A 25,201-nucleotide genomic window follows, 5' to 3' on the forward strand; every position below is an offset into this window, starting at 1 on the left:
GGCGAAGTTCACAGATTGTAAGGAGAACCCCTTCCCGTATTCAGGAAGGGGTTGAGGGAGATTACTGCATTAACAGGTAGATGGTGCTGTCGCCGCGCTGAATGTTCAGTGCCAGCACAGACGGTTTGCTGTCGAGAACTTTACGCAGTTCAGCGATGTTTTTCACTGCCTGCTGGTTCGCACCAATAATCACATCACCTTTCTTCAGGCCGATCTGCGCAGCCGGAGTGCCCGTCTTCACGTTGTTCACTACCACGCCCTGATCTTTGCCTTTGTTGCTCATCTCAGCGCCTTCAATGCCGTTGAAGATGGAGCTGGAATCAACCTGATTCTGGCTGCTCTGCTGCAGTTCCAGGTTCACGTTAACCTGCTTACCGTCGCGCAGTAAGCCCAGGGTCAGTTTGCTGCCCACCGGCATAGTACCCACCTGAGCACGCAGTGCGGCAAAGCTGCTGATCGGCTTACCGTTCAGTGAGGTGATCACATCACCCGCTTTAATGCCCGCTTTTGCAGCGGAGGAATTAGGCAGAACCTGGCTTACGAAAGCACCGCGCTGGGCGTCAACTTTCATCGCTTTCGCCAGTTCGGAATTCAGCTCAGTCCCCATAATACCCAGCTCACCGCGTTTCACCTGGCCGTATTCCACCATCTGCGAGGTCAGGTTTTTCACCATGTTACTCGGGATAGCAAAACCGATACCGATGTTGCCGCCGTCCGGTGCGAGGATCGCGGTGTTGATACCGATCAGTTCGCCGTTCAGGTTAACCAGCGCACCACCGGAGTTACCACGGTTGATCGCTGCATCGGTCTGGATGAAGTTTTCGTAGTTTTCAGCATTCAGGCCGCTACGCCCCAGCGCAGAGACAATCCCGGAAGTTACCGTCTCGCCCAGACCAAACGGGTTACCAATCGCTACGGTGTAATCACCCACGCGCAGTGCATCAGAATCCGCCATCTTAATTGCGGTCAGTTTTTTCGGGTTCTGGATTTGGATCAGCGCGATATCAGAGCGCGGATCTTTGCCAACCATCTTCGCGTCGAACTTACGACCATCGCTCAGCTGGACTTTAATCACCGTCGCGTTATCAACAACGTGGTTGTTGGTGACGACATAGCCTTTATCGGCATCAATGATGACGCCGGAACCCAGCGCCATGAATTTCTGTTGCTGGCCGCCGCCATTACCGCCCTGGCCCCCCTGGCAGAACGGAGAGCTCTGGAACGGAGAACCTTCCTGGCAGAACGGAGAATCATCACCGAAGAACTGCTGGAAATTACGCGGCATACGCGGCGTATTAACGGTTGTGCTACCTTCTACGTTAATGCTGACCACTGAAGGCATCACCTTTTCGAGCATCGGTGCAAGGCTTGGCATCTGCTGGGCTGTCGTTGCTGAAGAAGTCTCAGCCGCCGTTGCAGAGAGCGGAGATAACGCCAAACCTAAACTCAGAGCCAGTGCACTCAGTGCTAATGTGTTTTTTTTCATGTATTTCAGTCTCGATTAACAGATAACGCAAAATTGCTGTGTTCTTCAGATTCGTTTTATAGCCCGAAGTTCCGAACTAAAGTTTCTGCAAAAGGTAAAAATTTATTGTTCGTCTTTACAAAAGACTGGTTATTGTTCTACGGCCATCAGACGTCGGTATTCATCCCACGCATAGAGGTCGGTCATACCGCTGATATAATCCTGCAGCAGGCGGCAACGGTAATAATATTCCCATAGCGGAAACTCAGGAGAATCTGACGGTAATTTACTGACAGCCTCGACATAGGCCAGCCGATGGCGCGTCGAGAGTTTGTGGAATAAGCGCGACTCAATAGGGAAACGTTTCACCCGTTCTTTTTCTACCAGTTCAGTAAAGTCTGATAACGACAGGCTTAATAAAGGACGATAAATCTCTAATAATCCGCTAATGACCCGATAGCCCTGCAATTCAAGCTGCTCGACATCCGGATGGCTAAACACATGTTTTACAGCGACATTTTTATATAGCTTAAGAAGATCGCTGCATTCGCTGGCATCTTCCAATAATGCATGATTAAACGTTCCGGCGAAAATCGCAGGCAGATTATCAATAAATCGTTGTGCCGCGTAGGGTACCAGTTTATTTAGGGTGTTTACCCGTAAATACATAAAAAACTGATCTTCCGTACTGCGGCTTAAACTATTTGAGCGTGATTTTTCCCAGGCATTTTCAACCACCAGCGAAAAGAGCGAACCTTTCTCATGCTGGCCCCACGCTTCGTGCAAATGATGATAAAGCTGCTCAACGGTAAATATTCTTTTCTCTACCGCATCTTCAAGGTCTGCCACACAATAGGAGATGTCGTCGGCAGCTTCCATAATCCACGTTAATGGAAAACGACTGTAAAGCGCCAAATTAAGTTCTTTACGCAAGCGGGCAATATAGGCTTCTTCAGAAAGATAATAACCCGGCTTTTTCATTAAATAGTGATGTGTCTCAGGCGTTTCGCCACGCCACCACGCCGGACGGGTATATTTTAAAATACCGCCAACCTGTGCCCAAGTGAGATTCATCCGCATCAATGTATGCACCAGACGAATGCCTTGTGCATTCCCCTCAAAATGACATAAGTCCTGACGAATCTTGCGCCGCAGCTCGTTAAGCGGTTCTTCCCCGTCCCGTAAACGTAGTGCCGCCACGCTGCAGCGATCGTCAGTCAGAGGCTGGCTTTCGGCATCTTCCGGGTGCAAACGTTGGCGAAACCAGTCATTTATCGCTGCTTCGCCAAAATGACCAAACGGCGGATTGCCGATATCGTGCATCAGGCATGACATCTCAACAATGCTTTCAAAGGGGCCGGTCAGTTCATCCAGGCCGTATGCTTCCAGCAATTTAAGCTCTTTCAGACGGCTTAAAATTTCTTTGGCGATGTAGCGTCCCACCTGCTGGACTTCCATCGAGTGGGTAAGACGCGTGCGCACGGCGGCATTGCGCTCCAGTGGAAAAACCTGGGTCTTTTGTTGCAGACGACGAATTGCCGGAGAGTTGATGATACGCCCGCGATCGCTCTCGAAGATCCGCAGGATCTCATGTTCGGTTTTAACGCCCTGCGGTGAACGGTAACGACGATGCCAGTTTATTTTTTTTCGGAAATCAATCTGTGCCATGTCCTCTCCCGCGTGAGAAATACGCTTCCCCGTAAGCGCATGGTAAACTATGCCTTCAAATCGGGCTTATCGCGAGTAAATCTATGAAAATCGGCATCATTGGTGCAATGGAAGAAGAAGTTACGCTGCTGCGTGACAAAATCGAAAACCGTCAAACTATCAGTCTCGGCGGTTGCGAAATCTATACCGGCCAACTGAATGGAACCGAGGTTGCGCTTCTGAAATCGGGCATCGGTAAAGTCGCTGCGGCGCTGGGTGCCACTCTGCTGTTGGAACACTGCAAGCCAGATGTGATTATTAACACCGGTTCTGCCGGTGGCCTGGCACCAACGCTGAAAGTGGGCGATATCGTTGTCTCGGACGAAGCGCGTTATCACGACGCGGATGTCACGGCATTTGGTTATGAATACGGTCAGTTACCAGGCTGTCCGGCAGGCTTTAAAGCTGACGATAAACTGATCGCTGCCGCTGAGGCCTGCATTGCCGAACTGAATCTTAACGCTGTACGTGGCCTGATTGTTAGCGGCGACGCTTTCATCAACGGTTCTGTTGGTCTGGCGAAAATCCGCCACAACTTCCCACAGGCCATTGCTGTAGAGATGGAAGCGACGGCAATCGCCCATGTCTGCCACAATTTCAACGTCCCGTTTGTTGTCGTACGCGCCATCTCCGACGTGGCCGATCAACAGTCTCATCTTAGCTTCGATGAGTTCCTGGCTGTTGCCGCTAAACAGTCCAGCCTGATGGTTGAGTCACTGGTGCAGAAACTGGCACATGGCTAAATCACTGTTCAGGGCGCTGGTCGCCCTGTCTTTTCTCGCGCCACTGTGGCTCAACGCCGCGCCGCGCGTCATCACGCTTTCTCCCGCCAACACTGAACTTGCCTTTGCCGCCGGGATCACGCCGGTTGGGGTCAGCAGCTATTCCGACTATCCTCCACAAGCGCAAAAGATTGAGCAGGTTTCCACCTGGCAGGGGATGAATCTGGAACGCATTGTCGCGCTGAAACCCGATCTGGTGATTGCCTGGCGTGGAGGTAATGCCGAGCGGCAGGTTGACCAGCTGGCTTCGCTGGGAATAAAAGTGATGTGGGTCGATGCGACAAGCATTGAACAAATTGCCAATGCGTTACGTCAACTGGCCCCCTGGAGTCCGCAACCAGACAAGGCCGAACAAGCCGCGCAATCCCTGCTGGATCAGTACGTGCAATTGAAAGCGCAATATGCTGATAAACCTAAAAAACGTGTTTTTCTGCAATTCGGCATTAATCCGCCATTTACCAGTGGAAAAGAGTCGATTCAGAACCAGGTACTCGAAGTTTGTGGCGGAGAAAACATCTTTAAAGACAGCCGGGTTCCCTGGCCGCAAGTTAGCCGCGAACAGGTGTTAGCACGCTCGCCACAGGCTATTGTCATTACAGGCGGACCGGACCAAATTCCTAAAATCAAACAATACTGGGGTGAACAGCTCAAAATTCCCGTTATTCCTCTCACGAGTGACTGGTTTGAACGTGCAAGCCCACGTATTATCCTCGCAGCACAACAGCTCTGTAATGCGCTTTCACAGGTAGATTAGTGCCTGACCTTTTCAGGTGCTCAGTGGGGATTGAACAATGCTCGTCTATTGGCTGGATATAGTCGGCACAGCGGTATTTGCCATCTACGGCGTTTTGTTAGCCGGAAAATTGCGTATGGACCCTTTTGGTGTTCTGGTACTGGGCGTGGTTACCGCAGTAGGCGACGGAACAATTCGCGACATGGCGCTGGATCACGGCCCGGTATTTTGGGTGAAAGATCCCACCGATCTGGTCGTTGCCATGGTCACCAGCATGCTGACCATCGTGCTGGTGCGCCAGCCAAGACGCTTACCAAAATGGATGTTGCCGGTGCTGGACGCCGTTGGTCTGGCGGTGTTTGTCGGCATTAGCGTGAATAAAGCCTTTAATGCGGAAGCCGGTCCGTTAATCGCGGTTTGTATGGGCGTCATTACTGGCGTTGGCGGCGGGATCATTCGTGATGTACTGGTCCGCGAAATCCCCATGATTTTACGTACAGAAATCTACGCAACTGCCTGTATTATCGGCGGTATTGTCCACGCTACGGCTTATTACACATTTTCCGTACCACTGGAAACAGCCAGTATGATGGGCATGGTCGTGACGCTATTGATTCGGCTGGCGGCTATTCGTTGGCATCTTAAGCTACCGACGTTTGCGCTGGATGAGAATGGGCGTTGAAGAGAGAAGATGTGCCGGATAGTTTATCCGGCACATGAACAACAGATTAGATGCTAAAGGAAGAACCGCAACCGCAGGTGCTTTTCGCGTTCGGGTTGGTCACGATGAAACGAGAACCTTCCAGTCCTTCGGTGTAGTCAACGGAACCGCCGACCAGATATTGCAGGCTCATCGGATCAACCACCAGGCCAACGCCCTGTTTTTCGATGGTCATATCGCCTTCGTTCACCTGATCATCAAAGGTGAAACCATACTGGAAGCCGCTGCAACCGCCACCGGTGATATACACGCGTAATTTCAGATTCGGGTTATCTTCGTCAGCGATCAGGCTTTTAACTTTGTTGGCTGCTGCGTCGGTAAACTCCAGCGGCAGTGCTACGTCATCACTCATATTTTGCTCCAAACGACATCGGCAATCGGGCAAATTCTAACCCAATAATAATCGCCATTATCTAATACCCTGGTATTTCGTTCAAGTATTCTCGCTGGCTGATGCGGCCTTGCTTCGCGCCAGTTGCTCAGCTTCCTGTTTTGCCAGCGTGCGCGCAAGAATCGCCGAGTATAGAGGTTTCCCGCCGGTAAATTGCGCTAATAGTGTTGCGCCAAGACCGGTAATAATCATTGGCAAAATGAGCTGGTAGTTATCGGTCATCTCCAGAACCAGAATGATCCCCGTTAACGGCGCGCGAATAGATGCCGCCAGTAATGCCCCCATTCCGGCAATAGCAAACGTCCCCGCCTCCAGGTGATATTGCGGAAACAGCTCAACGGCAACCATTCCGAAAGCGGTTCCCAGCACAGTACCCAGCGCCAGCATCGGGGCAAAAATACCGCCCGGCGCGCCGGAAGAGAAGCAGAGTAAGGTGGTAATGACCCGAGCGACGAAGATAAACACCAGCATTCCCATGCTGAAATTCCCCGCGGTAGCGATAGGAATCAGGTTAAAACCGCCGCCCGACGTTGCTGGTGCCACAAACCCCAGCAATCCACACAGACCGCCAATCGCCCCCCCCATCAGTACCCATTTGGTAATATTGCCGCCGTGCACACGGTGCAGCAAATCCTGCATCCCCAGCACCCATTTATTAAAAATAGGGCCGAAAATGCCAAAAATAATACCGAGGATCAGATAAAGCCACAGCGTATTAAGCGGCGCATCAGAAAGTTTACCGACGTCAATCAACGCAACTTCATGATTAAAAATCCGGTACATAATGGTCGACATAATGACGCCAATAAATACCGCTTTAATCGAAATTAACGTATAGCGAAACTGCGGACGCATCTCTTCGATAATAAACAAAATACCCGCCAGCGGCGCGTTAAAGGCCGCAGCCAGCCCCGCAGCAGCACCGGTTGCCAGCAGCGTATGGCGAGCTTCATCACCTTTCAGGCGGAAAATATCAAGCACCATGCGACTGATATTGCCGCCGATCTGCACGGTTGGTCCTTCGCGCCCTAGCCCCATGCCTCCGCCGAGTGTCCCCAGCCCGCCAAAGAATTTCACCGGCAATACACGCCACCAGCGAACAGGACGTTGATCTTCCAGCGCCCCTTCAATTTCCGGGATCCCCGATCCCCCTGCTTCGGGCGCGTATTTGCGCACCAAAAAGTAGCCGAACATCGCCAGCACCGCCGAACAGAGAAAAGCGACGGTTAACAGTAGCGGATAATTATCAGCAGTATGTACCAGCGCCCCCATACGTTGGTTCTGCAACCAGGCGACACCTTTGTCAAAAGCAACCGCAGCCAGCCCGACAAGCGTGCCGACGACTGCCGCCATAAACAAAATGGCTAACGGGGTTTTATCGCGCTCAAGAAGTTGGCGAATCAGTTGTCTGCGTCGCAGGCGCGCGGCCTGCGGTGTTTCTAAAGAGGGAGTATCAGTTTTCATCCAATGATCACTTATTGGTCATACAAATAAGATGACGGCATTTTACTCGCACGTTCCATGAAAATCCTTTGCAAAGCGTAATGTTTCAAATGCACAAAACTTTTATACTCTAAGAAATCAGGATTGCACCAGTACAAGCAGCCTGATGTTTGACGAGTATTTAACTTGTTATGAATAACATGGAATAGCAGCCATTCACTTTTTCTACGAATCAGGAACCCTCCATGAGTAAGTCTGAAAATCTTTACAGCGCAGCGCGCGAGCTGATCCCTGGCGGTGTGAACTCCCCTGTTCGCGCCTTTACTGGCGTGGGCGGCACTCCACTGTTTATCGAAAAAGCGGACGGCGCTTATCTGTACGATGTTGATGGCAAAGCCTATATCGATTATGTCGGTTCCTGGGGGCCGATGGTGCTGGGCCATAACCATCCGGCGATCCGCAATGCCGTGATTGAAGCCGCCGAGCGTGGTTTAAGCTTTGGTGCACCGACCGAAATGGAAGTGAAAATGGCGCAACTGGTGACCGAACTGGTCCCGACCATGGATATGGTGCGCATGGTGAACTCCGGCACCGAGGCGACGATGAGCGCCATCCGCCTGGCCCGTGGTTTTACCGGTCGCGACAAAATCATTAAATTTGAAGGTTGTTACCACGGTCACGCTGACTGCCTGCTGGTGAAAGCCGGTTCTGGCGCACTCACGTTAGGCCAGCCAAACTCGCCGGGCGTTCCGGCAGATTTCGCCAAACATACCTTAACCTGTACTTATAACGATCTGGCCTCTGTACGCGCCGCGTTTGAGCAATACCCGCAAGAGATTGCCTGTATTATCGTCGAGCCGGTGGCAGGCAATATGAACTGTGTTCCGCCGCTGCCAGAGTTCCTGCCAGGTCTGCGTGCGCTGTGCGACGAATTTGGCGCGTTGCTGATCATCGATGAAGTGATGACCGGTTTCCGCGTAGCGCTAGCTGGCGCACAGGATTATTTCGCCGTAGTGCCAGATTTAACCTGCCTCGGAAAAATCATCGGCGGTGGAATGCCGGTAGGCGCATTCGGTGGTCGTCGTGATGTAATGGATGCGCTGGCCCCGACAGGTCCGGTCTATCAGGCGGGTACGCTTTCCGGTAACCCGATTGCGATGGCAGCGGGTTTCGCCTGTCTGAATGAAGTCGCGCAGCCGGGCATTCACGAAACGCTGGATGAGCTGACAACACGTCTGGCAGAAGGTCTGCTGGAAGCGGCAGAAGAAGCGGGAATTCCGCTGGTCGTTAACCACGTCGGTGGTATGTTCGGTATCTTCTTTACCGACGCCGAGTCCGTGACGTGCTATCAGGATGTGATGGCCTGTGACGTCGAGCGTTTTAAGCGTTTCTTCCATATGATGCTGGATGAAGGTGTTTACCTGGCACCGTCAGCGTTTGAAGCAGGCTTTATGTCTGTGGCGCACAGCATGGAAGATATCAATAACACCATCGATGCTGCACGTCGGGTGTTCGCGAAGTTGTGATAATTTTGCCTCGCCCACCGGGCGAGGCATTCTATTAACGGCTCTGCTTTCTCAGCAAATAGATAAAATATGGCGCACCGATAAAGGTCGACAGCAGCCCCGCCGGGATCTGGAATGGAAACAGCACCATCCGCCCACACCAGTCAGCGAACACCAGCAGTAAACCACCCACCAGCGCCGAAATTACGATGTGTGGCATCGTCCGTCGAAAGCCCATCATCCGCGCAATATGCGGTGCCATTAAACCAACAAAACTCAACGGTCCAATAGTCATCGTCGCGGTCGCCGTCAGGCAAGCCGCTAACAGCAGCAGCGCAATTCGCGTCGGCGTCAGCGCCATCCCTACCGCCCGCGCGGTATCACCACCCAGCGGTAAAATGGTCAGCCAGCGGCGGCACAGCGGAGTAATCGCCAGCAAAATCACCATCACAATTCCGGTGCGCCAGACCTGAGCATCGGTCGCGTTGTAGGTCGAACCGGAAATCCAGGTCAGCACTTGCGCCATTCGCGGGTCACCACTTGCCTGCAACATCATCAAAAGCATGGTGAACGCGGTACTTAACGCCATCCCCGCCAGTAACATGCGGTGTGGGGAAAATCCACCGCGTCCGGCGGCGATCATAATGATCAACAGCGTCACCGCCGCCCCGAGACTGCCTGCGGGTAACAACCAGCCAAAGGCATTACCCGGTACCAGAAACAGCATTAACACCACACCAAACGCCGCGCCGGAGCTAATCCCCAGCACTTCCGGGCTTGCCATCGGGTTGCCGGTCAGTCGCTGAATAATACAGCCCGCTACCGCCAGCATGACGCCCGCAAACAGCGCCGCCATAATTCGCGGCCAGCGCCAGGGCATTAAATCCTCGAGCAACGCCCCGCTCGCCCACGTCCAGCCGTGCGCATCACGACCAAACGACAGCGCCACCACCACAGCCATCAACAACAGCACGCCGCCCGCGAGGGCAAACGCCAGCACATGTTGGCGTTCAGTCGCGACACGATCGTTAACCTTCATATCCGGCGCGCTAATGCTGCGTAAACGCGGCAGCAGCCACAGTAGCAGCGGCGCACCGATCAACGCAGTGACCGAACCGGTGGACACTTCCATCCACACGCGAGTCAGCCAGAGGATGATTTGATCGGAAAGCCAGAGGATCAGCGCACCAATCAACGACGCCAGCATCAGTCGTGGCAGCAGACGCCGCGCCCCCAGCATTTTTGCCAGCAGCGGCGCGAACAACCCGATAAAGCCGATAATCCCCACAGCGTTCACCAGCAGCGCACTGATGACAATCGCCAGCGACAGCGCCGCCAGACGCGCAAGCGACAAGGCCAGCCCGAGATTGCGCGCCACGCCATCATCAAGCCCCATCAGGGTTAACGGACGAAGTAGCAGCAACGTCAGCATCACACCGCCCAGCAACTGCGGCCATAAACGCTCAACACCGCCCCAGTCGGTTTGCGTCAGCGTTCCAGTGCTCCACAGAAACATGCTTTGCAACTGGTCATGATGGAAGATAACCAGTAACTGATTGATTGCGCCGCAATAAAGGCTCACTACCAACCCCGCGAAAATCAGCGTTACCGGCGACAGCCGTTTCCCCCACGCGACGCCAAAGACAATTAAGCCAACAACGCAAGCCCCTGCCAGCGCAGCAAACTGGCTCGCCATCGCGCTAGGGATCGCCCAGAGCGTGGTGACGGTAATCCCCAGTTGCGCGCCTGTTGCAACGCCCAACGTCGTCGGTTCCGCCAGCGGGTTACGCAGTACTTGCTGAAACAGCACGCCCACCAGCCCCAGGCCCGCGCCCACCAGCAGCGAAATCGCCAGACGCGGCAACAAGCTGTAGTGAAAAATCATCTGCTCGATGACGTCAATATCCGGCGACCAGGCGGCCTGCGCCCACTGACTGCGCGGCAGCGCCTGTGAGAAGTTCATCCAGGTGAGCGCCGTAGCGACAATCACTAACAGCGCCAGCAATAACGCCGGGAAAAGCGCAATTCGTTTACTCACGCTTTACCTCCGATGGCGTTATCCAGAACACGCACAAAGTGCATTGCCGAAAGCGTTGCACCATAAAACCAGACTGCGGGTACGCGCTGAAAGCGCCCTGTACGGACAAACGGCATGGCCTGCCACAGCGGGGTTGCCATTAGCGCATCCATGTCTTTGCTGTTGTCGTGATCAAAACAGAGCACATCAACGTCTTTATACGCTGCCAGACGATCGATACTGACGGCGGTACTGCCCCAGAAGTTGGTTTCCCCTTGCCAGGCATTTGGGATGCCGTACTCATCGAGAATTTCCTGGAACAAGCTGTTTGGACCGAAGACCAGCATATGGCGCGGATCGATAAGCGTCGTCAGCAGTAACGGGCGTGCACCACGCTTCACAAAGCGGGGTTTCATGCTGCGGATAAAGTCTTCGTATTGCGCTAAATGCGTTTCCGCTGCGCTTTGCAGGTTAAGTAAATCTGCCATTTCCGTCAGCGATTTACGCGCCATCGCCAACGGATGTTTGCCGTCACTGAAGTTAAATCCGCGACCCGGCGCAATACGTGCCAGCATTTCTGATGAAGGGCCATATCCTGCCGACCAGACCATAAACGACGGTTTCATTTCGGTCAGCAGTTCAAGGTTAGGTTCTGTACGCAAACCGACGTCAATCACTGAGTCCGGCAATGGTGGTTCGCTGACCCACAGGCGATAGTTGATGGTATCCGCCACGCCGTAAGGCACGATGCCGAGCGCCAGCAGTAATTCCACCGGCAACCACTCCAGCGCCACAATACGATTGGGGTCAATAGCCGCCGCGTGGGCGGTATTCATCTGCCATAACAACGGAGAAAGCGCCATCGCCGTTAACAGTCGACGGCGCGAAATAAGAGGTAAGCCGCTCATCAATAAACAAAACTCACAGGTGCAGCACCCGCCGGATGCGGCAAAATACCCATCGGGATGCCATAAATCATTTCGAGGGTTTCGCCGCGCATAATTTCCGCAGGCGTTCCCTGAGCAATCATTTCACCACTGCGCAGGGCGACCAGATAATCACAGTAGCGTGCCGCCATATTGATATCGTGCAACACGGCAATGACCGTCAGGCCACGTTCCTGACTTAAACGGTGCACCAGCGCCAGCACATCAACCTGGTGGGCGATATCCAGCGCTGAAGTCGGTTCGTCGAGCAACAGACAACGGCTATCCTGCGCCACCAGCATGGCGATCCACGCCCGCTGACGTTCGCCGCCAGAGAGACTATCGACCAGCCGATGCGCCAGCGGTTTTAAGCCAACCAGCGAGATAGCTTCCTCGACCTTTTCGCGATCTGCCGCACCAAAGCGCCCCAGCGCGCCATGCCACGGGTAACGACCAATCGCCACCAGTTCACGCACGGTCATCCCTTCTGCCGGAGGAAGCTGCTGCGGCAAATAAGCCACTTTGCGGGCAAACGCTTTGCTGCTCCAGCTTTCCAGCGGCTGGGCATCAAGAAGAATCTCCCCTTCTGACGGAGGCTGATGACGACCAAGCATTTTGAGCAGAGTGGATTTACCAGAACCGTTGTGACCAATCAGACCGGTCACTTTCCCGGCAGGAAAGGTTAACGACAGCGGATGCAAAAGCGTGCGCCCGGGCACACGAAAGGAGATATTACGCAGTGCAAAAGTGGTATCGGAATGATTCGTGTATTCCTGCATAACAGCCAACTTGTGAAATGGGCACGGAAATCCGTGCCCCAAAAGAGAAATTAGAAACGAAAGGTTGCGGTTGCAACGACCTGACGTTCTGCGCCCCAGAAGCAGCCATAAGTGTTAAAGCAGCTGGCGACGTATTCACGATCGAACAGGTTGTTAACATGCAGCGCCACGTTGGAGCCCGCCATGCCGACTCGCGCCAGATCATAACGCACTAACGCATCCACGACCGTATAACTTCCCACTTTAAAGGAGTTAGCCGGATCACCATAGCTGGAGCCAGTATAACGACCACCGGTGCCCAGCGTCAGACCTGAAAGCGGACCGTCAAAGAAGGTATAGTCAGCCCACAGCGAAGCCATGTGTTTTGGCACCTGTGCAGGCGTATTGCCTTTATAGGTAGTATCGGTGGTGTATTCCGCATCGGTGTAAGTATAAGAACCGACTACGTTAACACTCGCCGACAGCGCCGCTTTCGCTTCGATTTCTACGCCACGTGCGCGGATCTCGCCACCTTCAACCGAGAAGAAGGAACCCTCAGGGTCCGCCATCAGGTTGTTGGTTTTAGTGAGATTATACACGGCACCAGTAACTACAATCGGACGATCTTCCGGTACATATTTCACGCCGACTTCATACTGCTTACCTTTAGACGGTGCGAAAATATTACCATCCTTCCCAACTTGCGAAGAAGGTTCAAACGATTCGCTATAGCTGAAGTAAGGTGTTACACCATTATCAAACAGGTAGTTAACACCACCACGCCAGGTAAACTGTTTGTCATCACGTTTATCGGTCGTCCCAGCAACGCGGTTAAGAGATTCTTGATCTGCCCAGTCATAACGACCGCCTAGGGTGACCAGCACTTTATCCCACTGCGCCTGATCCTGAACATAAACGCCCGTTTGTTTCTGTTTATTCAGAATGCGGTAAGGGCCGGAGTTTGCCGGATCTTTGGCATTGAAGTCGAAATCGGGATTCACCGGATTGTACAGATTGAACAGTGGCACAGAGTCGTCGTAACCAAACCAGGCGTTGATGTCATTACGCATACGCATAAAGTCGACACCGGTCAGCAGGGTGTGGTCGATATCGCCAGTGGCAAACTTGCTCTGCAACTGGGTATCAACGGAGAAGTTTTGCAGCTTCTCATCATCAACGACGTATTTACGTGCCAGATAATGGCCTTTATCCGCTGGCGCTAATGCCGCACACTGTTTGCTGTAAGCATTCGCCGGATCGGAGCAGACGCCGTAACCATAAACGCTGTTTTGCGAGGTTTTGTTTTCAGCAAAGCGCAGGTTCTGACGCACAGTAAAGGTGTCGTTAAATTCGTGATCGAAGCTGTAGCCGACCATCTTCTCATTACGAGAATAGGTGTTGTTCTTCGCCCCTTCATTAAAGTCTGTCGGCAGACGCTTACCGTTCGGCAGCGGCTCAACGGTTCCCTCTTTCGGCAACCAGCCGTAATAACCGGTTTCCGGCTCGTTCTGGAAGTAAGAAAGGAAGGTGAAATTGGTTTTATCATCCGGACGCCAGGTGAACGCCGGTGCAATAGCATAACGCTGCTCTTCTGACCCTTTCTGCTGGGCATTGGCAGAACGCGCAAGACCGGTCAGGCGATAAGAGTAAACACCGTCATCATCCAACGCATCGCTAAAGTCAAAACCAGTCTGGAACAGGCTGTCAGTACCGGCTTTAAACTGAACTTCTTTCAGCGGTTCGGTGGTCGGACGCTTGCTGACCATATTCAACAGACCGCCAGGACTGCTTTTACCGTAAAGCACGGAAACCGGGCCACGCATAATTTCAGCGCGTTCCAGCATATACGGGTCAATGACCGCATCGTTATAGAAGTTGCCCTGCAACTTCAGGCCATTCAGATAGTTATTTTGGCTTTGGCCTTCTGCCGCAAAACCGCGAATGATCAGGTGGTCATAGGTGTTGGATGCGCCACGCGTACCAACAGAGACACCCGGCGTGTAGCTAAGCGCTTCTTTTACCGACTTCGGCTGATGCAGCGCCATCTCTTCGGCGGTCACAACAGAAATAGACTGTGGCACTTTTTGAATCGGCGTATCGGTTTTAGTGCCGGTAGCTGACTGCCGCGCCGCAATAGTTGCAGCAGGCCCCCATGCGCTTTCTTGCGGCGCAGGTGCAGCGGTAACGGTGATAGTGTCTTCTTTCGGTTCAACCGCTGCCTGTGCATAAACAGACATGCCGCTAACCGCTGTGGCTACTACAACTGCGATTTTACGCAGTGAGTGTTTTGGCTGAGCAGTTTTGGAACGCGCCATTGGTATATCTCTGATGTAAAGTGAATAATAACGTAAACGAGAATGATTATTATAAAGATAAGATAATATTCGAAACGCTGGCGGGTTCGCAAGCGGTACGCAATCTGAGCGTTCCTGAAGGGTTAATAAACAACCAGATGAAAAGAAAGGGTTAATATCTTAGATGGGATGTTATTTTACCGGATGGCAACTCGCCATCCGGTATTTCACGCTTAGATGTTAATTACTACCAAACATATCCTTGATCCAACCGGCTACACCGTCGCTGTCTTTCTGCTCTTGCTGAGCAGGTTGCTGTTGCGGCTGTTGCTGCGGCTGAGAAGACTGATCAAACGGATTGCCTGACGGCTGCTGCTGCATCTCGCTCTGCTGGCACAGCGATTGCGGATCGCTGGTCCAGACCGGCAAGACACGCATGCCACCGCTGCAAACAAAGTTGCCGTCGTAGTCCACGCCCATATCTGCAATATCTTCTGGCGGAACAAGATTCAGCGGCGTTGGCGTCTGGTTAGCCAGATAACGCTGATAAATCGACATTGCCCCGCTGGCTCCATACAGTTTGGTCGGCTGGTTGTTATCACGGCCTACCCAGGTGATGGTCACCGTGCTGCCGTCAATGCCTGCAAACCAGGTATCTACGTTATTGTTGGTAGTCCCTGTTTTCCCTGCCAGATGCAGGTTCGGGTATTTCGCCCCAAGCTGACGACCCGTACCACGTTGTACCACCTGCTGCATGGTCCATAGTGTCAGATACGCCGCCTGCGCCGGAACAGCGCGTTCTGCCTGCGGGAAGCTCTGATACAGCACCTTACCATCTTCCGCGATTACCGAACGCAGTGCAGAAAGCGGTGCACGGTTACCACCGCTGGCGATGGTCTGGAATGCCTGCGCCACTTCGATTGGCGTTAAGTTCAACGCCCCCAGCAGCATTGCCGGAACCGGATGCAACTGATCTTTCGGTACGCCCAGTTTGATCCAGGTCTCCGTAACCGCAGGCAGCCCCAGCGCCATCCCCAGATTTACCGTCGGCACGTTCATCGAACGTGTCAACGCATCCACCAGCATCACTCTGCCGCTTTCGCTATAACGACGGTCATCGTTCTGCGGTGACCAGACCTGGCCATTCGGCTGACGCAGCGCGATTGGCGCATCGGCAATCCACGTGTTCAGGCGATAGATTTTCGGCTGGCTTAAAGCCGTCAGATAAGTCGCTGGTTTTGCAAGGGAACCAATCGAACGACGCGCCTGCATCGCACGGTTGTAGCCCGCAAACTGCGGCTCAGAACCTCCGACCATCGCACGAACTTCACCACTAAAGCGGTCGACGACCACAATCGCAGTTTCAAGATCGCTCAACTTACGCTGTTTCTTCAGTGCCGGAATGCCTTCCACGGCGGCTTTTTCTGCCGCGTCCTGGGCCACCGAGTCAAAGGTAGTGAAGATCTTCACGCCGGAGAGATCTTTTACCTTATCGCCCAGTTTTGCCTGCAACTCCTGACGCACCAGCTGCATAAAGGCTGGCTGAGGAGAGATCACCCCACCACGCGGCTGAACCCCCAGCGGACGGGCACTCAACATGTCATAGAGTTCTTGATCAATAATCTGTTGCTGTTGCAGCAGACGCAGCACCAGATTACGTCGCTCCAGCGCCAGTTTCGGGTTACGCCACGGGTTGTAGATGGACGCCCCTTTCACCATACCGACTAACAGCGCCTGCTGGTCGAGGCTTAGCTCTTCTACCGGGCGACCAAAGTAATACAAGCTTGCCAGCGGGAAGCCGCGGATTTCGTTGTCGCCGCTCTGACCGAGATACACCTCGTTCATATACAGCTCAAGAATACGGTCTTTGCTGTAACGCGCGTCCATGATCAGCGCCATGTAAGCTTCGTTCGCTTTACGCCAGTAAGAACGCTCGCTGGAGAGGAACAGGTTTTTCACCAGCTGTTGCGTCAGCGTACTCGCACCCTGCACCGTGCGACCTGCGGTCAGGTTTGCCAGCACCGCACGCCCAATGGAGTAGAGACTGATTCCATCATGCTCGTAAAAATGACGGTCTTCTGTCGCCAGCAAAGTATCCACCAGCAAATCAGGGAAACCACTGCGCGGCACAAACAAACGCTGCTCACCGTTTGGCGAGGAGATCATGGTGATCAGACGCGGATCAAGACGGAAGAAACCGAACTGACGGTTGTTCTCCATATTGACGATGGTCGCCAGATGATCACCATCAAAGGTCAGACGCGCACGCACCTGCCCTTCTTTACTGTCCGGGAAATCAAACGGACGGCGGATCATCTCAATGCTGTTGGCCTGCACGGTAAATTCGCCAGGACGGGTCATTTTCGACACCTGACGATACTGTGTTGCCTCCAGCAGCTTCACCATTTCGTTCTTGCTGATGGTCATATCTGGTTCAAGGTTGACCATTCGGCCATAAACTGCCGCGGGCAGTTGCCAGACCTTGCCATCAATACGGCTACGAATTTTTTGATCGAGATAAACGCCGTAAATGGCGATCAGCACGGCAAAAACGATAGCCAGTTTTAGCAGTAGCCATAGCCAGCCGCGTTTGCCACGAGGCTTACGCCCTTTGCCTTTGCCCTTACCTTTGCGCGGCATCGGTTCTTCATCCTCATAGTCATCATAATCGTCGTAATCATCGTCATCTTCGTAACGACGACGGCTTACCTTTTGTTTGACCGGACGCGTCGGTTTCCCTTTGCGTCCAATTGGCTCGCGGTCATTCCCGGCCATGCTTTTTCTCCGCAATATTCAGGCGCAAAAGCCCGATTTTCTGTTCTTCTGTTACAAGACAGAAGAAGATATCTCTCAAAATTTGCGCTCGATCGGTCCCCTCTCCCTTGAGGGAGAGGGTTAGGGTGAGGGTGAACGTGCGCGCTGATGCCCTCACCCCGGCCCTCTCCCACAGGGAGAGGGAGAAAACCAACCTTACGAATACTTTTTCGTCCGTCGCGTCGGTGCCGTGTTTGCCGGGTCGTCCGGCCAGACGTGTTTGGGATAACGCCCTTTCATCTCCTTTTGCACCTCACGATACGCCCCTTTCCAGAAGGCCCCCAAATCACGCGTGATTTGCAGCGGCCTTTGGGCAGGGGAAAGCAACTTCAGCACCAGCGGCACGCGCCCCTGGGCGATCGTCGGATTAGTGGCCTCACCAAACATCTCCTGCATTCTCACCGCCAGCGCGGGCGGGTTATCTTCATGATAACGAATGGCGATCCGGCTTCCCGTCGGCACAGTGTAATGCGCAGGCAATTCACTATCCAGACGTTGCTGCATTCCCCAATCAAGTAATCCGCGTAGTGCCTGATAAATGTCGAGTGATTTCAGGCCGCGTAGTGAATGTACGCCGGTCATATGTGGCAGCAGCCACGTTTCCAGCGTCGCCAACAAACTTTCATCATCAACCGCTGGCCAGTCATATTCCGGCAACCACTTTGCGGCGCATAACAAACGCAAGCGTAGCTGTTCCGCTTCCGCCGTCCAGTTGAGCACGCTTAAACCTTTATCACGGATGCCATTAAGCATCGCCTGATGCAACTCGTCTTCTGACGGTTTCGCCAGCGGCTGCACTTTCACCGTCAACTGACCGATTTGTAGCCGACGCCAGGCTTTCAGCGTACCTTGCGCGTCATCCCATTCCACGGTGTCAGATTGCTGCACCAGCTGCGGACAGCGTTGTACTAATTCATCAATATCGACCGGTAGCGCCAGTAAAATCCGCGCATCCGGCGAGGCGCTGCCCTGCAATAATAACGGTGCGATCAACCATTCGTGGCGGCTTAGCGCGTCGTCGGCATCGAGCATCGCTCCCATGCTGTTTGCCAGTTGATAGCGTCCATCTTGCCCACGGCGATGAGCAATGCGATCGGCAAACGCCCCGGCAAGTAGCGGCGCGATAAGCGAACTGTCTGCCTCACCGCCGCGTACGTTTAAGCGTTTTAACAGTTGCTGACTACGTTGCTGCCAGGCTGGTTGATTGCGCGAAAACGCCACGCCCAGGTCACTATTGCCCATCCGTGGCGGCTCTTCGAGAATGGCGGCAATTTTTGCCGCGGTAGCAGCTTCGTCATCGCTCTTTGCGTTAACCAGCATTGCCGCTAAACGCGGATCGTTACCCAGCGCTGCCATTTTTTGCCCTTGCGCACTAAGCCGTTCACCCTCCAGCGCCCCCAGCATTTGTAACAGGCGTTTCGCGGCCAGTAGATTCACCGTTGGCGGTTGATCCAGCCAGCTCATCTGCGCCGGATCGCTGCATCCCCATTGCAGTAATTCCATCAGCAAACCGGAAAGATCGCTTTGTAAGATCTCCGGCTCACTTTGCGCCGCGGCGCGTTCTGCTTGTTCTTTGGCGATTAAATGCAGGCTGATACCCGGCTCCAGACGCCCGGCGCGCCCGGCACGCTGCGTCATGGATGCCTGACTAACGCGTTGAGTAATCAACCGCGTAAGCCCCGTGCGCGGATCAAAGCGCGCCACACGCTCCTGGGCACAATCCACCACCAGACGAATACCTTCGATGGTTAAACTGGTTTCAGCAATATTGGTCGCCAGCACCACTTTGCGCATCCCTTGCGGTGCCGGGAGGATCGCTTTTCGCTGATCGTTCAGTGACAACACGCCATACAGCGGGCAGAGCACCACATCACTGCCGATGCGCGAAGCCAGTTGTTCCTGCACGCGCTGAATTTCTCCGACGCCAGGTAAAAATAACAGTAATGATCCACTTTCCTGACGCACCATTTCGGCGGTGGCTACCGCAACGGCTTCGTCAAAACGCTGATGCGCGGGCAGCGGTAAATAACGGCGTTCAACCGGAAACGAGCGCCCTTCTGAGATGACGACGGGCGCTTCCGGCAGCATTTGCTGCAAGCGGTCATTGTCCAGCGTAGCCGACATAATCAGCAGTTTAAGGTCATCACGCAGACCTTGTTGCACATCGAGTAACAGCGCCAACGCCAAATCCGCCTGCAAACTGCGCTCATGAAACTCATCAAGGATCACCAATCCAACACCGCTCAGTTCCGGGTCACGCTGGATCATCCGCGTCAGCACGCCTTCGGTAACCACTTCCAGGCGGGTATTCAGCCCGACGCAGTTTTGCGCACGCATCCGGTAGCCAACGGTATCGCCTGGCTTTTCGTTAAGCAGCTCCGCCAGCCGTTGCGCGACGTTACGCGCCGCCAGACGACGCGGCTCCAGCAGGATAATTTTCCCGTTAATGCCGGGATGCGCCAGCAGTTGCAGCGGCAGCCAGGTTGATTTCCCGGCCCCGGTCGGCGCACTTAATAATACCTGCGGCGCACAATCGAGAGCGGTAAGTAATTCAGGTAAGACGGCAGCAACGGGCAACGACGACACAAAACGCTCCAGAGGGTTAACATTCTTCGCGCCACATTGTAGCATCGCGGTAATTCATAACCGAGTGCCTCACATGTCTGAACCGCAACGTCTGTTCTTTGCTATCGACTTACCTGCAGAAATCCGCGAACAGATTATCCATTGGCGCGCCACACACTTCCCACCTGAGGCGGGACGTCCGGTCGCCGCCGATAATTTGCACCTGACTCTGGCATTTTTAGGCGAAGTGAGCGCAGAGAAAGAGAAGGCGCTTTCTCTTTTAGCCGGACGGATTCGTCAACCTGGTTTCACACTCACGCTTGATGACGCCGGACAATGGCTGCGTTCGCGTGTGGTGTGGTTAGGGATGCGTCAGCCTCCACGCGGCTTAATCCAGCTGGCGAATATGCTCCGTTCACAGGCTGCCCGCAGCGGTTGTTTTCAAAGCAATCGTCCGTTTCATCCACATATTACCTTATTGCGCGACGCCAGCGAGGCGGTGACATTCCCGCCGCCGGGTTTTAACTGGTCTTATGCGGTGACGGAGTTCACCCTTTACGCCTCCTCGTTTGCCCGTGGACGCACACGCTACACGCCGCTAAAACGCTGGGCGCTAACGCAATAACAAGGATTGTCGCAATGGAATTTTCTCCCCCTCTACAGCGCGCGACGCTAATTCAGCGTTACAAACGTTTTTTAGCCGATGTGATCACACCCGATGGTCGCGAATTAACGCTACACTGCCCGAATACGGGTGCGATGACCGGTTGTGCAACGCCTGGCGATACCGTCTGGTATTCGACTTCAGACAACACCAAACGGAAATACCCACACACCTGGGAATTAACTCAAAGCCAGAGCGGCGCATTTATTTGCGTCAATACGCTTTGGGCTAACAGGTTGACGAAAGAGGCTATCCTTAATGAATCAATTTCAGAACTGTCAGGCTATAGCTCGCTGAAAAGCGAAGTAAAATACGGCTCCGAACGCAGCCGTATTGACTTTATGTTGCAGGCGGATTCGCGTCCAGACTGCTATATTGAAGTGAAATCGGTTACGTTAGCGGAGAACGAACAGGGATATTTTCCCGATGCGGTCACTGAACGAGGTCAGAAACACCTTCGGGAGTTGATGAGCGTAGCGGCTGAAGGCCAGCGTGCGGTTATTTTTTTCGCCGTGCTGCATTCAGCCATTACACGGTTTTCACCCGCGCGCCACATCGATGAGAAATACGCGCAACTATTGTCAGAAGCTCAACAGAGGGGGGTAGAAATTCTGGCTTACAAAGCGGAAATTTCTGCTGAAGGCATGGCTCTTAAAAAATCACTGCCGGTTACATTGTAGTAAAGTAAGTAACTGGTTAATTTACATTCTGGTCGCGTGCGCAAATACGCTTTTCCTCACACAGTTGTCAAGTGTTACGTTTAGATAATTGCTATCCGGAAAAGCATCTGCTATTTATAGCGGCCTCATTTTTCCCCCGAACATGGGGATCGATAGTGCGTGTTAAGGAGAAGCAACATGCAAGAAGGGCAAAACCGTAAAACATCGTCCCTGAGTATTCTCGCCATCGCTGGGGTGGAACCATATCAGGAGAAGCCGGGCGAAGAGTATATGAATGAAGCCCAGCTGGCGCACTTCCGTCGTATTCTGGAAGCATGGCGTAATCAACTCAGGGATGAAGTCGATCGCACCGTTACACATATGCAGGATGAAGCAGCCAACTTCCCGGACCCGGTAGACCGTGCAGCCCAGGAAGAAGAGTTCAGCCTCGAACTGCGTAACCGCGATCGCGAGCGTAAGCTGATCAAAAAGATCGAGAAGACGCTGAAAAAAGTGGAAGACGAAGATTTCGGCTACTGCGAATCCTGCGGTGTTGAAATTGGTATTCGCCGTCTGGAAGCGCGCCCGACAGCCGATCTGTGCATCGACTGCAAAACGCTGGCTGAAATTCGCGAAAAACAGATGGCTGGCTAATTACAGCCGTTCCATCACGTTTACCACAGGCGGGAAATGCTCCCGCCTTATTTTTTGTTCAAAGAGATGACAGACACACAGTATATTGGCCGCTTCGCCCCCTCTCCTTCCGGCGAGCTTCATTTTGGCTCTCTGATCGCCGCGCTCGGCAGCTATTTGCAGGCTCGCGCCCGGCAAGGTCGCTGGCTGGTACGCATAGAAGATATCGACCCGCCTCGTGAAGTTCCCGGTGCCGCAGAAACTATCCTGCGCCAGCTGGAACATTACGGTCTGCACTGGGACGGCGATGTTCTCTGGCAATCGCAACGTCACGACGCCTATCGTGAAGCACTCGCCTGGTTACATGAACAAGGACTAAGTTATTACTGCACCTGTACGCGTGCGCGTATTCAAAGCATTGGCGGTATTTACGACGGTCATTGCCGGGTGTTGCATCATGGACCAGACAACGCCGCAGTGCGTATCCGCCAGCAGCATCCGGTCACGCAATTTACTGACCTGCTGCGAGGCATTATTCACGCCGACGAAAAACTGGCACGGGAAGATTTTATCATTCATCGCCGTGATGGGTTGTTCGCCTACAACCTGGCTGTTGTGGTTGATGATCATTTCCAGGGCGTTACAGAAATAGTGCGTGGGGCTGATCTGATTGAACCAACAGTAAGGCAAATCCCGCTGTACCAGCTTTTTGGCTGGAAAGTGCCAGATTACATTCATCTGCCGCTGGCGCTTAATCCACAAGGCGCTAAACTTTCCAAGCAGAATCATGCGCCTGCGTTGCCGAAAGGCGATCCACGCCCGGTACTAATCGCGGCACTTCAATTTCTGGGGCAGCAGGCAGAAGCACACTGGCAGGATTTCAGCGTCGAGCAAATCCTTCAGTCAGCCGTCAAAAACTGGATGCTGACCGCCGTGCCCGAGTCGGCAATTGTAAATTCAACATTCTCAAATGCGTCATGCTGAGCTATGATTAGCCGCTATTTTTTTGTCCTGAATGATGTTTGACACTACCGAGGTGTACTATTTTTACCCGAGTCGCTAATTTTTGCCGCAAGGTGCTAAGCCGCGAGGAAAGCGAGGCTGAACAGGCAGTCGCCCGTCCACAGGTGACGGTGATCCCGCGTGAGCAGCATGCTATTTCCCGCAAAGATATCAGTGAAAATGCCCTGAAGGTAATGTACAGGCTCAACAAAGCGGGATACGAAGCCTGGCTGGTTGGCGGCGGCGTGCGCGACCTGTTACTTGGCAAAAAGCCGAAAGATTTTGACGTAACCACTAACGCCACGCCTGAGCAGGTGCGCAAACTGTTCCGTAACTGCCGCCTGGTGGGTCGCCGTTTCCGTCTGGCTCATGTAATGTTTGGCCCGGAGATTATCGAAGTTGCGACCTTCCGTGGACACCACGAAGGTAACGTCAGCGACCGCACGACCTCCCAACGCGGGCAAAACGGCATGTTGCTGCGCGACAACATTTTCGGCTCCATCGAAGAAGACGCCCAGCGCCGCGATTTCACTATCAACAGCCTGTATTACAGCGTAGCGGATTTTACCGTCCGTGATTACGTTGGTGGTATGAAGGATCTGAAGGACGGCGTTATCCGTCTGATTGGTAACCCGGAAACGCGCTACCGTGAAGATCCGGTACGTATGCTGCGCGCGGTACGTTTTGCCGCCAAATTGGGTATGCGCATCAGCCCGGAAACCGCAGAACCGATCCCTCGCCTCGCTACCCTGCTGAACGATATCCCACCGGCACGCCTGTTTGAAGAATCGCTTAAACTGCTACAAGCGGGCTACGGTTACGAAACCTATAAGCTGTTGTGTGAATATCATCTGTTCCAGCCGCTGTTCCCGACCATTACCCGCTACTTCACGGAAAATGGCGACAGCCCGATGGAGCGGATCATTGAACAGGTGCTGAAGAATACCGATACGCGTATCCATAACGATATGCGCGTGAACCCGGCGTTCTTGTTTGCCGCCATGTTCTGGTACCCACTGCTGGAGACGGCACAGAAGATCGCCCAGGAAAGCGGCCTGACCTATCACGACGCTTTCGCGCTGGCGATGAACGACGTGCTGGACGAAGCCTGCCGTTCACTGGCAATCCCGAAACGTCTGACGACGTTAACCCGCGATATCTGGCAGTTGCAGTTGCGTATGTCCCGTCGTCAGGGTAAACGCGCATGGAAACTGCTGGAGCATCCTAAGTTCCGTGCGGCTTATGACCTGTTGGCCTTGCGAGCTGAAGTTGAACGTAATGCTGAACTGCAGCGTCTGGTGAAATGGTGGGGTGAGTTCCAGGTTTCCGCACCACCAGATCAAAAAGGGATGCTTAACGAGCTGGATGAAGAACCGTCACCGCGTCGTCGTACTCGTCGTCCACGCAAACGCGCACCGCGTCGTGAGGGTACCACATGACAGTGGCGTATATTGCCATAGGCAGCAATCTGGCCTCTCCGCTGGAGCAGGTCAATGCTGCCCTGAAAGCATTAGGCGATATCCCTGAAAGCCGCATTCTTGCCGTTTCTTCGTTTTACCGCACCCCACCGCTGGGGCCGCAAGATCAACCCGATTACCTCAACGCCGCCGTGGCGCTTGAAACTTCGCCCGCCCCGGAAGAGTTACTCAACCATACACAGCGCATAGAACTGCAACAGGGTCGTGTTCGTAAAGCTGAACGCTGGGGACCACGCACGCTGGATCTCGATATCATGCTGTTTGGTAATGAAGTGATAAATACCGAACGCCTGACCGTTCCGCACTACGATATGAAGAATCGTGGATTTATGCTGTGGCCGCTGTTTGAGATTGCACCGGAGCTGGCGTTTCCTGATGGGGAGACGTTGCGTGAAGTCTTACATACAAGAGCATTTGACAAATTAAGCAAATGGTAATTTATTTATATTACGAATATAAATATTTTCTGAAAATCATACATCCTCTCTTTCCTTAATAAAAATTTTAGTTTAAACATTTTTGCAGAAACATAATATAAATTCCCGCAGATAAATATCAATCCCATCGCCGGTAATGACTCCAACTTACTGATAGTGTTTTATGTTCAGATAATGCCCGATGACCTTGTCATGCAGCTCCACCGA

General features: G+C 53.4%; 23 protein-coding genes. 10 read left to right on the forward strand and 13 right to left on the reverse strand.

The features are described from left to right. Positions 1-61 precede the first annotated feature (61 nt). On the reverse strand, positions 62-1,486 hold the full coding sequence (degP, locus tag ABZJ92_RS03950) for a serine endoprotease DegP (RefSeq protein WP_000742443.1): 1,425 nt from the start codon (positions 1,484-1,486) through the stop codon (positions 62-64). A gap of 129 nt (positions 1,487-1,615) precedes the next feature. After that, complete coding sequence (gene dgt, locus ABZJ92_RS03955; RefSeq protein WP_000057067.1) at positions 1,616-3,133, reverse strand: dGTPase; 1,518 nt, start codon at positions 3,131-3,133, stop codon at positions 1,616-1,618. 83 nt (positions 3,134-3,216) lie between these two features. Here dgt and mtnN point away from each other — a divergent pair, with 83 nt between their 5' ends. The 3 genes from mtnN to ABZJ92_RS03970 are packed head-to-tail and all read left to right on the forward strand — an operon-like array spanning position 3,217 to position 5,369. Next, positions 3,217-3,915, forward strand: coding sequence for a 5'-methylthioadenosine/S-adenosylhomocysteine nucleosidase (mtnN, locus tag ABZJ92_RS03960; protein WP_000689844.1), 699 nt, complete (start codon positions 3,217-3,219; stop codon positions 3,913-3,915). Further along, the gene (gene btuF, locus ABZJ92_RS03965) at positions 3,908-4,708 is read left to right on the forward strand and encodes a vitamin B12 ABC transporter substrate-binding protein BtuF (RefSeq protein ID WP_005053399.1); all 801 of its coding nucleotides are present in this window, start codon (positions 3,908-3,910) and stop codon (positions 4,706-4,708) included. Before mtnN ends, btuF begins: the two co-directional genes overlap by 8 nt. Before the next feature lie 37 nt (positions 4,709-4,745). Further along, complete coding sequence (locus tag ABZJ92_RS03970; RefSeq protein WP_000964241.1) at positions 4,746-5,369, forward strand: TRIC cation channel family protein; 624 nt, start codon at positions 4,746-4,748, stop codon at positions 5,367-5,369. 46 nt (positions 5,370-5,415) lie between these two features. Here the strand turns inward: ABZJ92_RS03970 and erpA are convergent, their stop codons facing one another. From erpA to yadX, 4 genes are read right to left on the reverse strand one after another with little or no spacing between them, the layout of a single operon-like run. Beyond that, the gene (gene erpA, locus ABZJ92_RS03975; RefSeq protein ID WP_001295564.1) at positions 5,416-5,760 is read right to left on the reverse strand and encodes an iron-sulfur cluster insertion protein ErpA; all 345 of its coding nucleotides are present in this window, start codon (positions 5,758-5,760) and stop codon (positions 5,416-5,418) included. Next, positions 5,753-5,818: a small protein YadW gene (gene yadW, locus ABZJ92_RS03980; RefSeq protein WP_128567298.1), complete on the reverse strand. Its 66-nt coding sequence runs from the start codon at positions 5,816-5,818 to the stop codon at positions 5,753-5,755. The genes erpA and yadW overlap by 8 nt, the downstream gene beginning before the upstream one ends. Positions 5,819-5,841: 23 nt before the next feature. Further along, a complete protein-coding gene (gene clcA, locus ABZJ92_RS03985; protein ID WP_000845386.1) occupies positions 5,842-7,263 on the reverse strand; it encodes a H(+)/Cl(-) exchange transporter ClcA in 1,422 nt (473 codons plus the stop codon). A gap of 11 nt (positions 7,264-7,274) precedes the next feature. Beyond that, the gene (yadX, locus tag ABZJ92_RS03990; RefSeq protein ID WP_211180485.1) at positions 7,275-7,322 is read right to left on the reverse strand and encodes a protein YadX; all 48 of its coding nucleotides are present in this window, start codon (positions 7,320-7,322) and stop codon (positions 7,275-7,277) included. Positions 7,323-7,487: 165 nt separating this feature from the next. On the opposite strand from yadX, the gene hemL reads away from it, so the two are divergent. Further along, the gene (hemL, locus tag ABZJ92_RS03995; protein ID WP_000045281.1) at positions 7,488-8,768 is read left to right on the forward strand and encodes a glutamate-1-semialdehyde 2,1-aminomutase; all 1,281 of its coding nucleotides are present in this window, start codon (positions 7,488-7,490) and stop codon (positions 8,766-8,768) included. A 34-nt stretch (positions 8,769-8,802) separates the two neighbouring features. Here hemL and fhuB read toward each other — a convergent pair whose 3' ends face one another. The 6 genes from fhuB to hrpB all read right to left on the reverse strand — a co-directional run bounded on the left by fhuB (position 8,803) and on the right by hrpB (position 20,142). Further along, positions 8,803-10,785 (reverse strand): Fe(3+)-hydroxamate ABC transporter permease FhuB, encoded by a 1,983-nt coding sequence (gene fhuB / locus ABZJ92_RS04000; protein ID WP_000044073.1) that lies wholly within the window; start codon positions 10,783-10,785, stop codon positions 8,803-8,805. Beyond that, the gene (fhuD, locus tag ABZJ92_RS04005; protein WP_000015992.1) at positions 10,782-11,672 is read right to left on the reverse strand and encodes a Fe(3+)-hydroxamate ABC transporter substrate-binding protein FhuD; all 891 of its coding nucleotides are present in this window, start codon (positions 11,670-11,672) and stop codon (positions 10,782-10,784) included. The genes fhuB and fhuD overlap by 4 nt, the downstream gene beginning before the upstream one ends. Then, complete coding sequence (fhuC, locus tag ABZJ92_RS04010) at positions 11,672-12,469, reverse strand: Fe3+-hydroxamate ABC transporter ATP-binding protein FhuC (protein WP_001158930.1); 798 nt, start codon at positions 12,467-12,469, stop codon at positions 11,672-11,674. The genes fhuD and fhuC overlap by 1 nt, the downstream gene beginning before the upstream one ends. Positions 12,470-12,519: 50 nt before the next feature. Then, positions 12,520-14,763, reverse strand: coding sequence for a ferrichrome porin FhuA (fhuA, locus tag ABZJ92_RS04015; protein ID WP_000124415.1), 2,244 nt, complete (start codon positions 14,761-14,763; stop codon positions 12,520-12,522). Between the two features lie 219 nt (positions 14,764-14,982). After that, positions 14,983-17,517: a bifunctional glycosyl transferase/transpeptidase gene (gene mrcB, locus ABZJ92_RS04020; protein WP_000918166.1), complete on the reverse strand. Its 2,535-nt coding sequence runs from the start codon at positions 17,515-17,517 to the stop codon at positions 14,983-14,985. 195 nt (positions 17,518-17,712) lie between these two features. Next, on the reverse strand, positions 17,713-20,142 hold the full coding sequence (gene hrpB, locus ABZJ92_RS04025; protein ID WP_005059933.1) for an ATP-dependent helicase HrpB: 2,430 nt from the start codon (positions 20,140-20,142) through the stop codon (positions 17,713-17,715). Positions 20,143-20,215: 73 nt separating this feature from the next. On the opposite strand from hrpB, the gene thpR reads away from it, so the two are divergent. The 6 genes from thpR to folK all read left to right on the forward strand — a co-directional run bounded on the left by thpR (position 20,216) and on the right by folK (position 24,994). Continuing rightward, positions 20,216-20,746, forward strand: coding sequence for an RNA 2',3'-cyclic phosphodiesterase (gene thpR / locus ABZJ92_RS04030; protein WP_001294698.1), 531 nt, complete (start codon positions 20,216-20,218; stop codon positions 20,744-20,746). Between the two features lie 14 nt (positions 20,747-20,760). Beyond that, positions 20,761-21,465 carry a DNA/RNA nuclease SfsA gene (sfsA, locus tag ABZJ92_RS04035; protein ID WP_000396044.1) on the forward strand — a complete coding sequence of 235 codons (705 nt, stop codon included), beginning with the start codon at positions 20,761-20,763 and terminating at the stop codon, positions 21,463-21,465. A gap of 177 nt (positions 21,466-21,642) precedes the next feature. Continuing rightward, on the forward strand, positions 21,643-22,098 hold the full coding sequence (gene dksA, locus ABZJ92_RS04040) for an RNA polymerase-binding protein DksA (RefSeq protein WP_001155227.1): 456 nt from the start codon (positions 21,643-21,645) through the stop codon (positions 22,096-22,098). Between the two features lie 66 nt (positions 22,099-22,164). Next, entirely contained in the window at positions 22,165-23,061 is an 897-nt protein-coding gene (gluQRS, locus tag ABZJ92_RS04045) for a tRNA glutamyl-Q(34) synthetase GluQRS (RefSeq protein WP_000132714.1), read from the forward strand. Positions 23,062-23,120: 59 nt separating this feature from the next. Continuing rightward, complete coding sequence (gene pcnB / locus ABZJ92_RS04050; RefSeq protein ID WP_203401281.1) at positions 23,121-24,518, forward strand: polynucleotide adenylyltransferase PcnB; 1,398 nt, start codon at positions 23,121-23,123, stop codon at positions 24,516-24,518. Continuing rightward, on the forward strand, positions 24,515-24,994 hold the full coding sequence (gene folK / locus ABZJ92_RS04055) for a 2-amino-4-hydroxy-6-hydroxymethyldihydropteridine diphosphokinase (protein WP_000215147.1): 480 nt from the start codon (positions 24,515-24,517) through the stop codon (positions 24,992-24,994). The genes pcnB and folK overlap by 4 nt, the downstream gene beginning before the upstream one ends. Positions 24,995-25,141: 147 nt before the next feature. Here the strand turns inward: folK and ABZJ92_RS04060 are convergent. After that, positions 25,142-25,201: IS1 family transposase (locus ABZJ92_RS04060; RefSeq protein ID WP_071528444.1), on the reverse strand; the 60-nt coding region annotated here is incomplete at its 5' end.

Source organism: Shigella sp. FJ200513, from assembly GCF_040495915.1.
In the GTDB taxonomy this organism is placed as follows: Bacteria; Pseudomonadota; Gammaproteobacteria; order Enterobacterales; family Enterobacteriaceae; genus ECMA0423.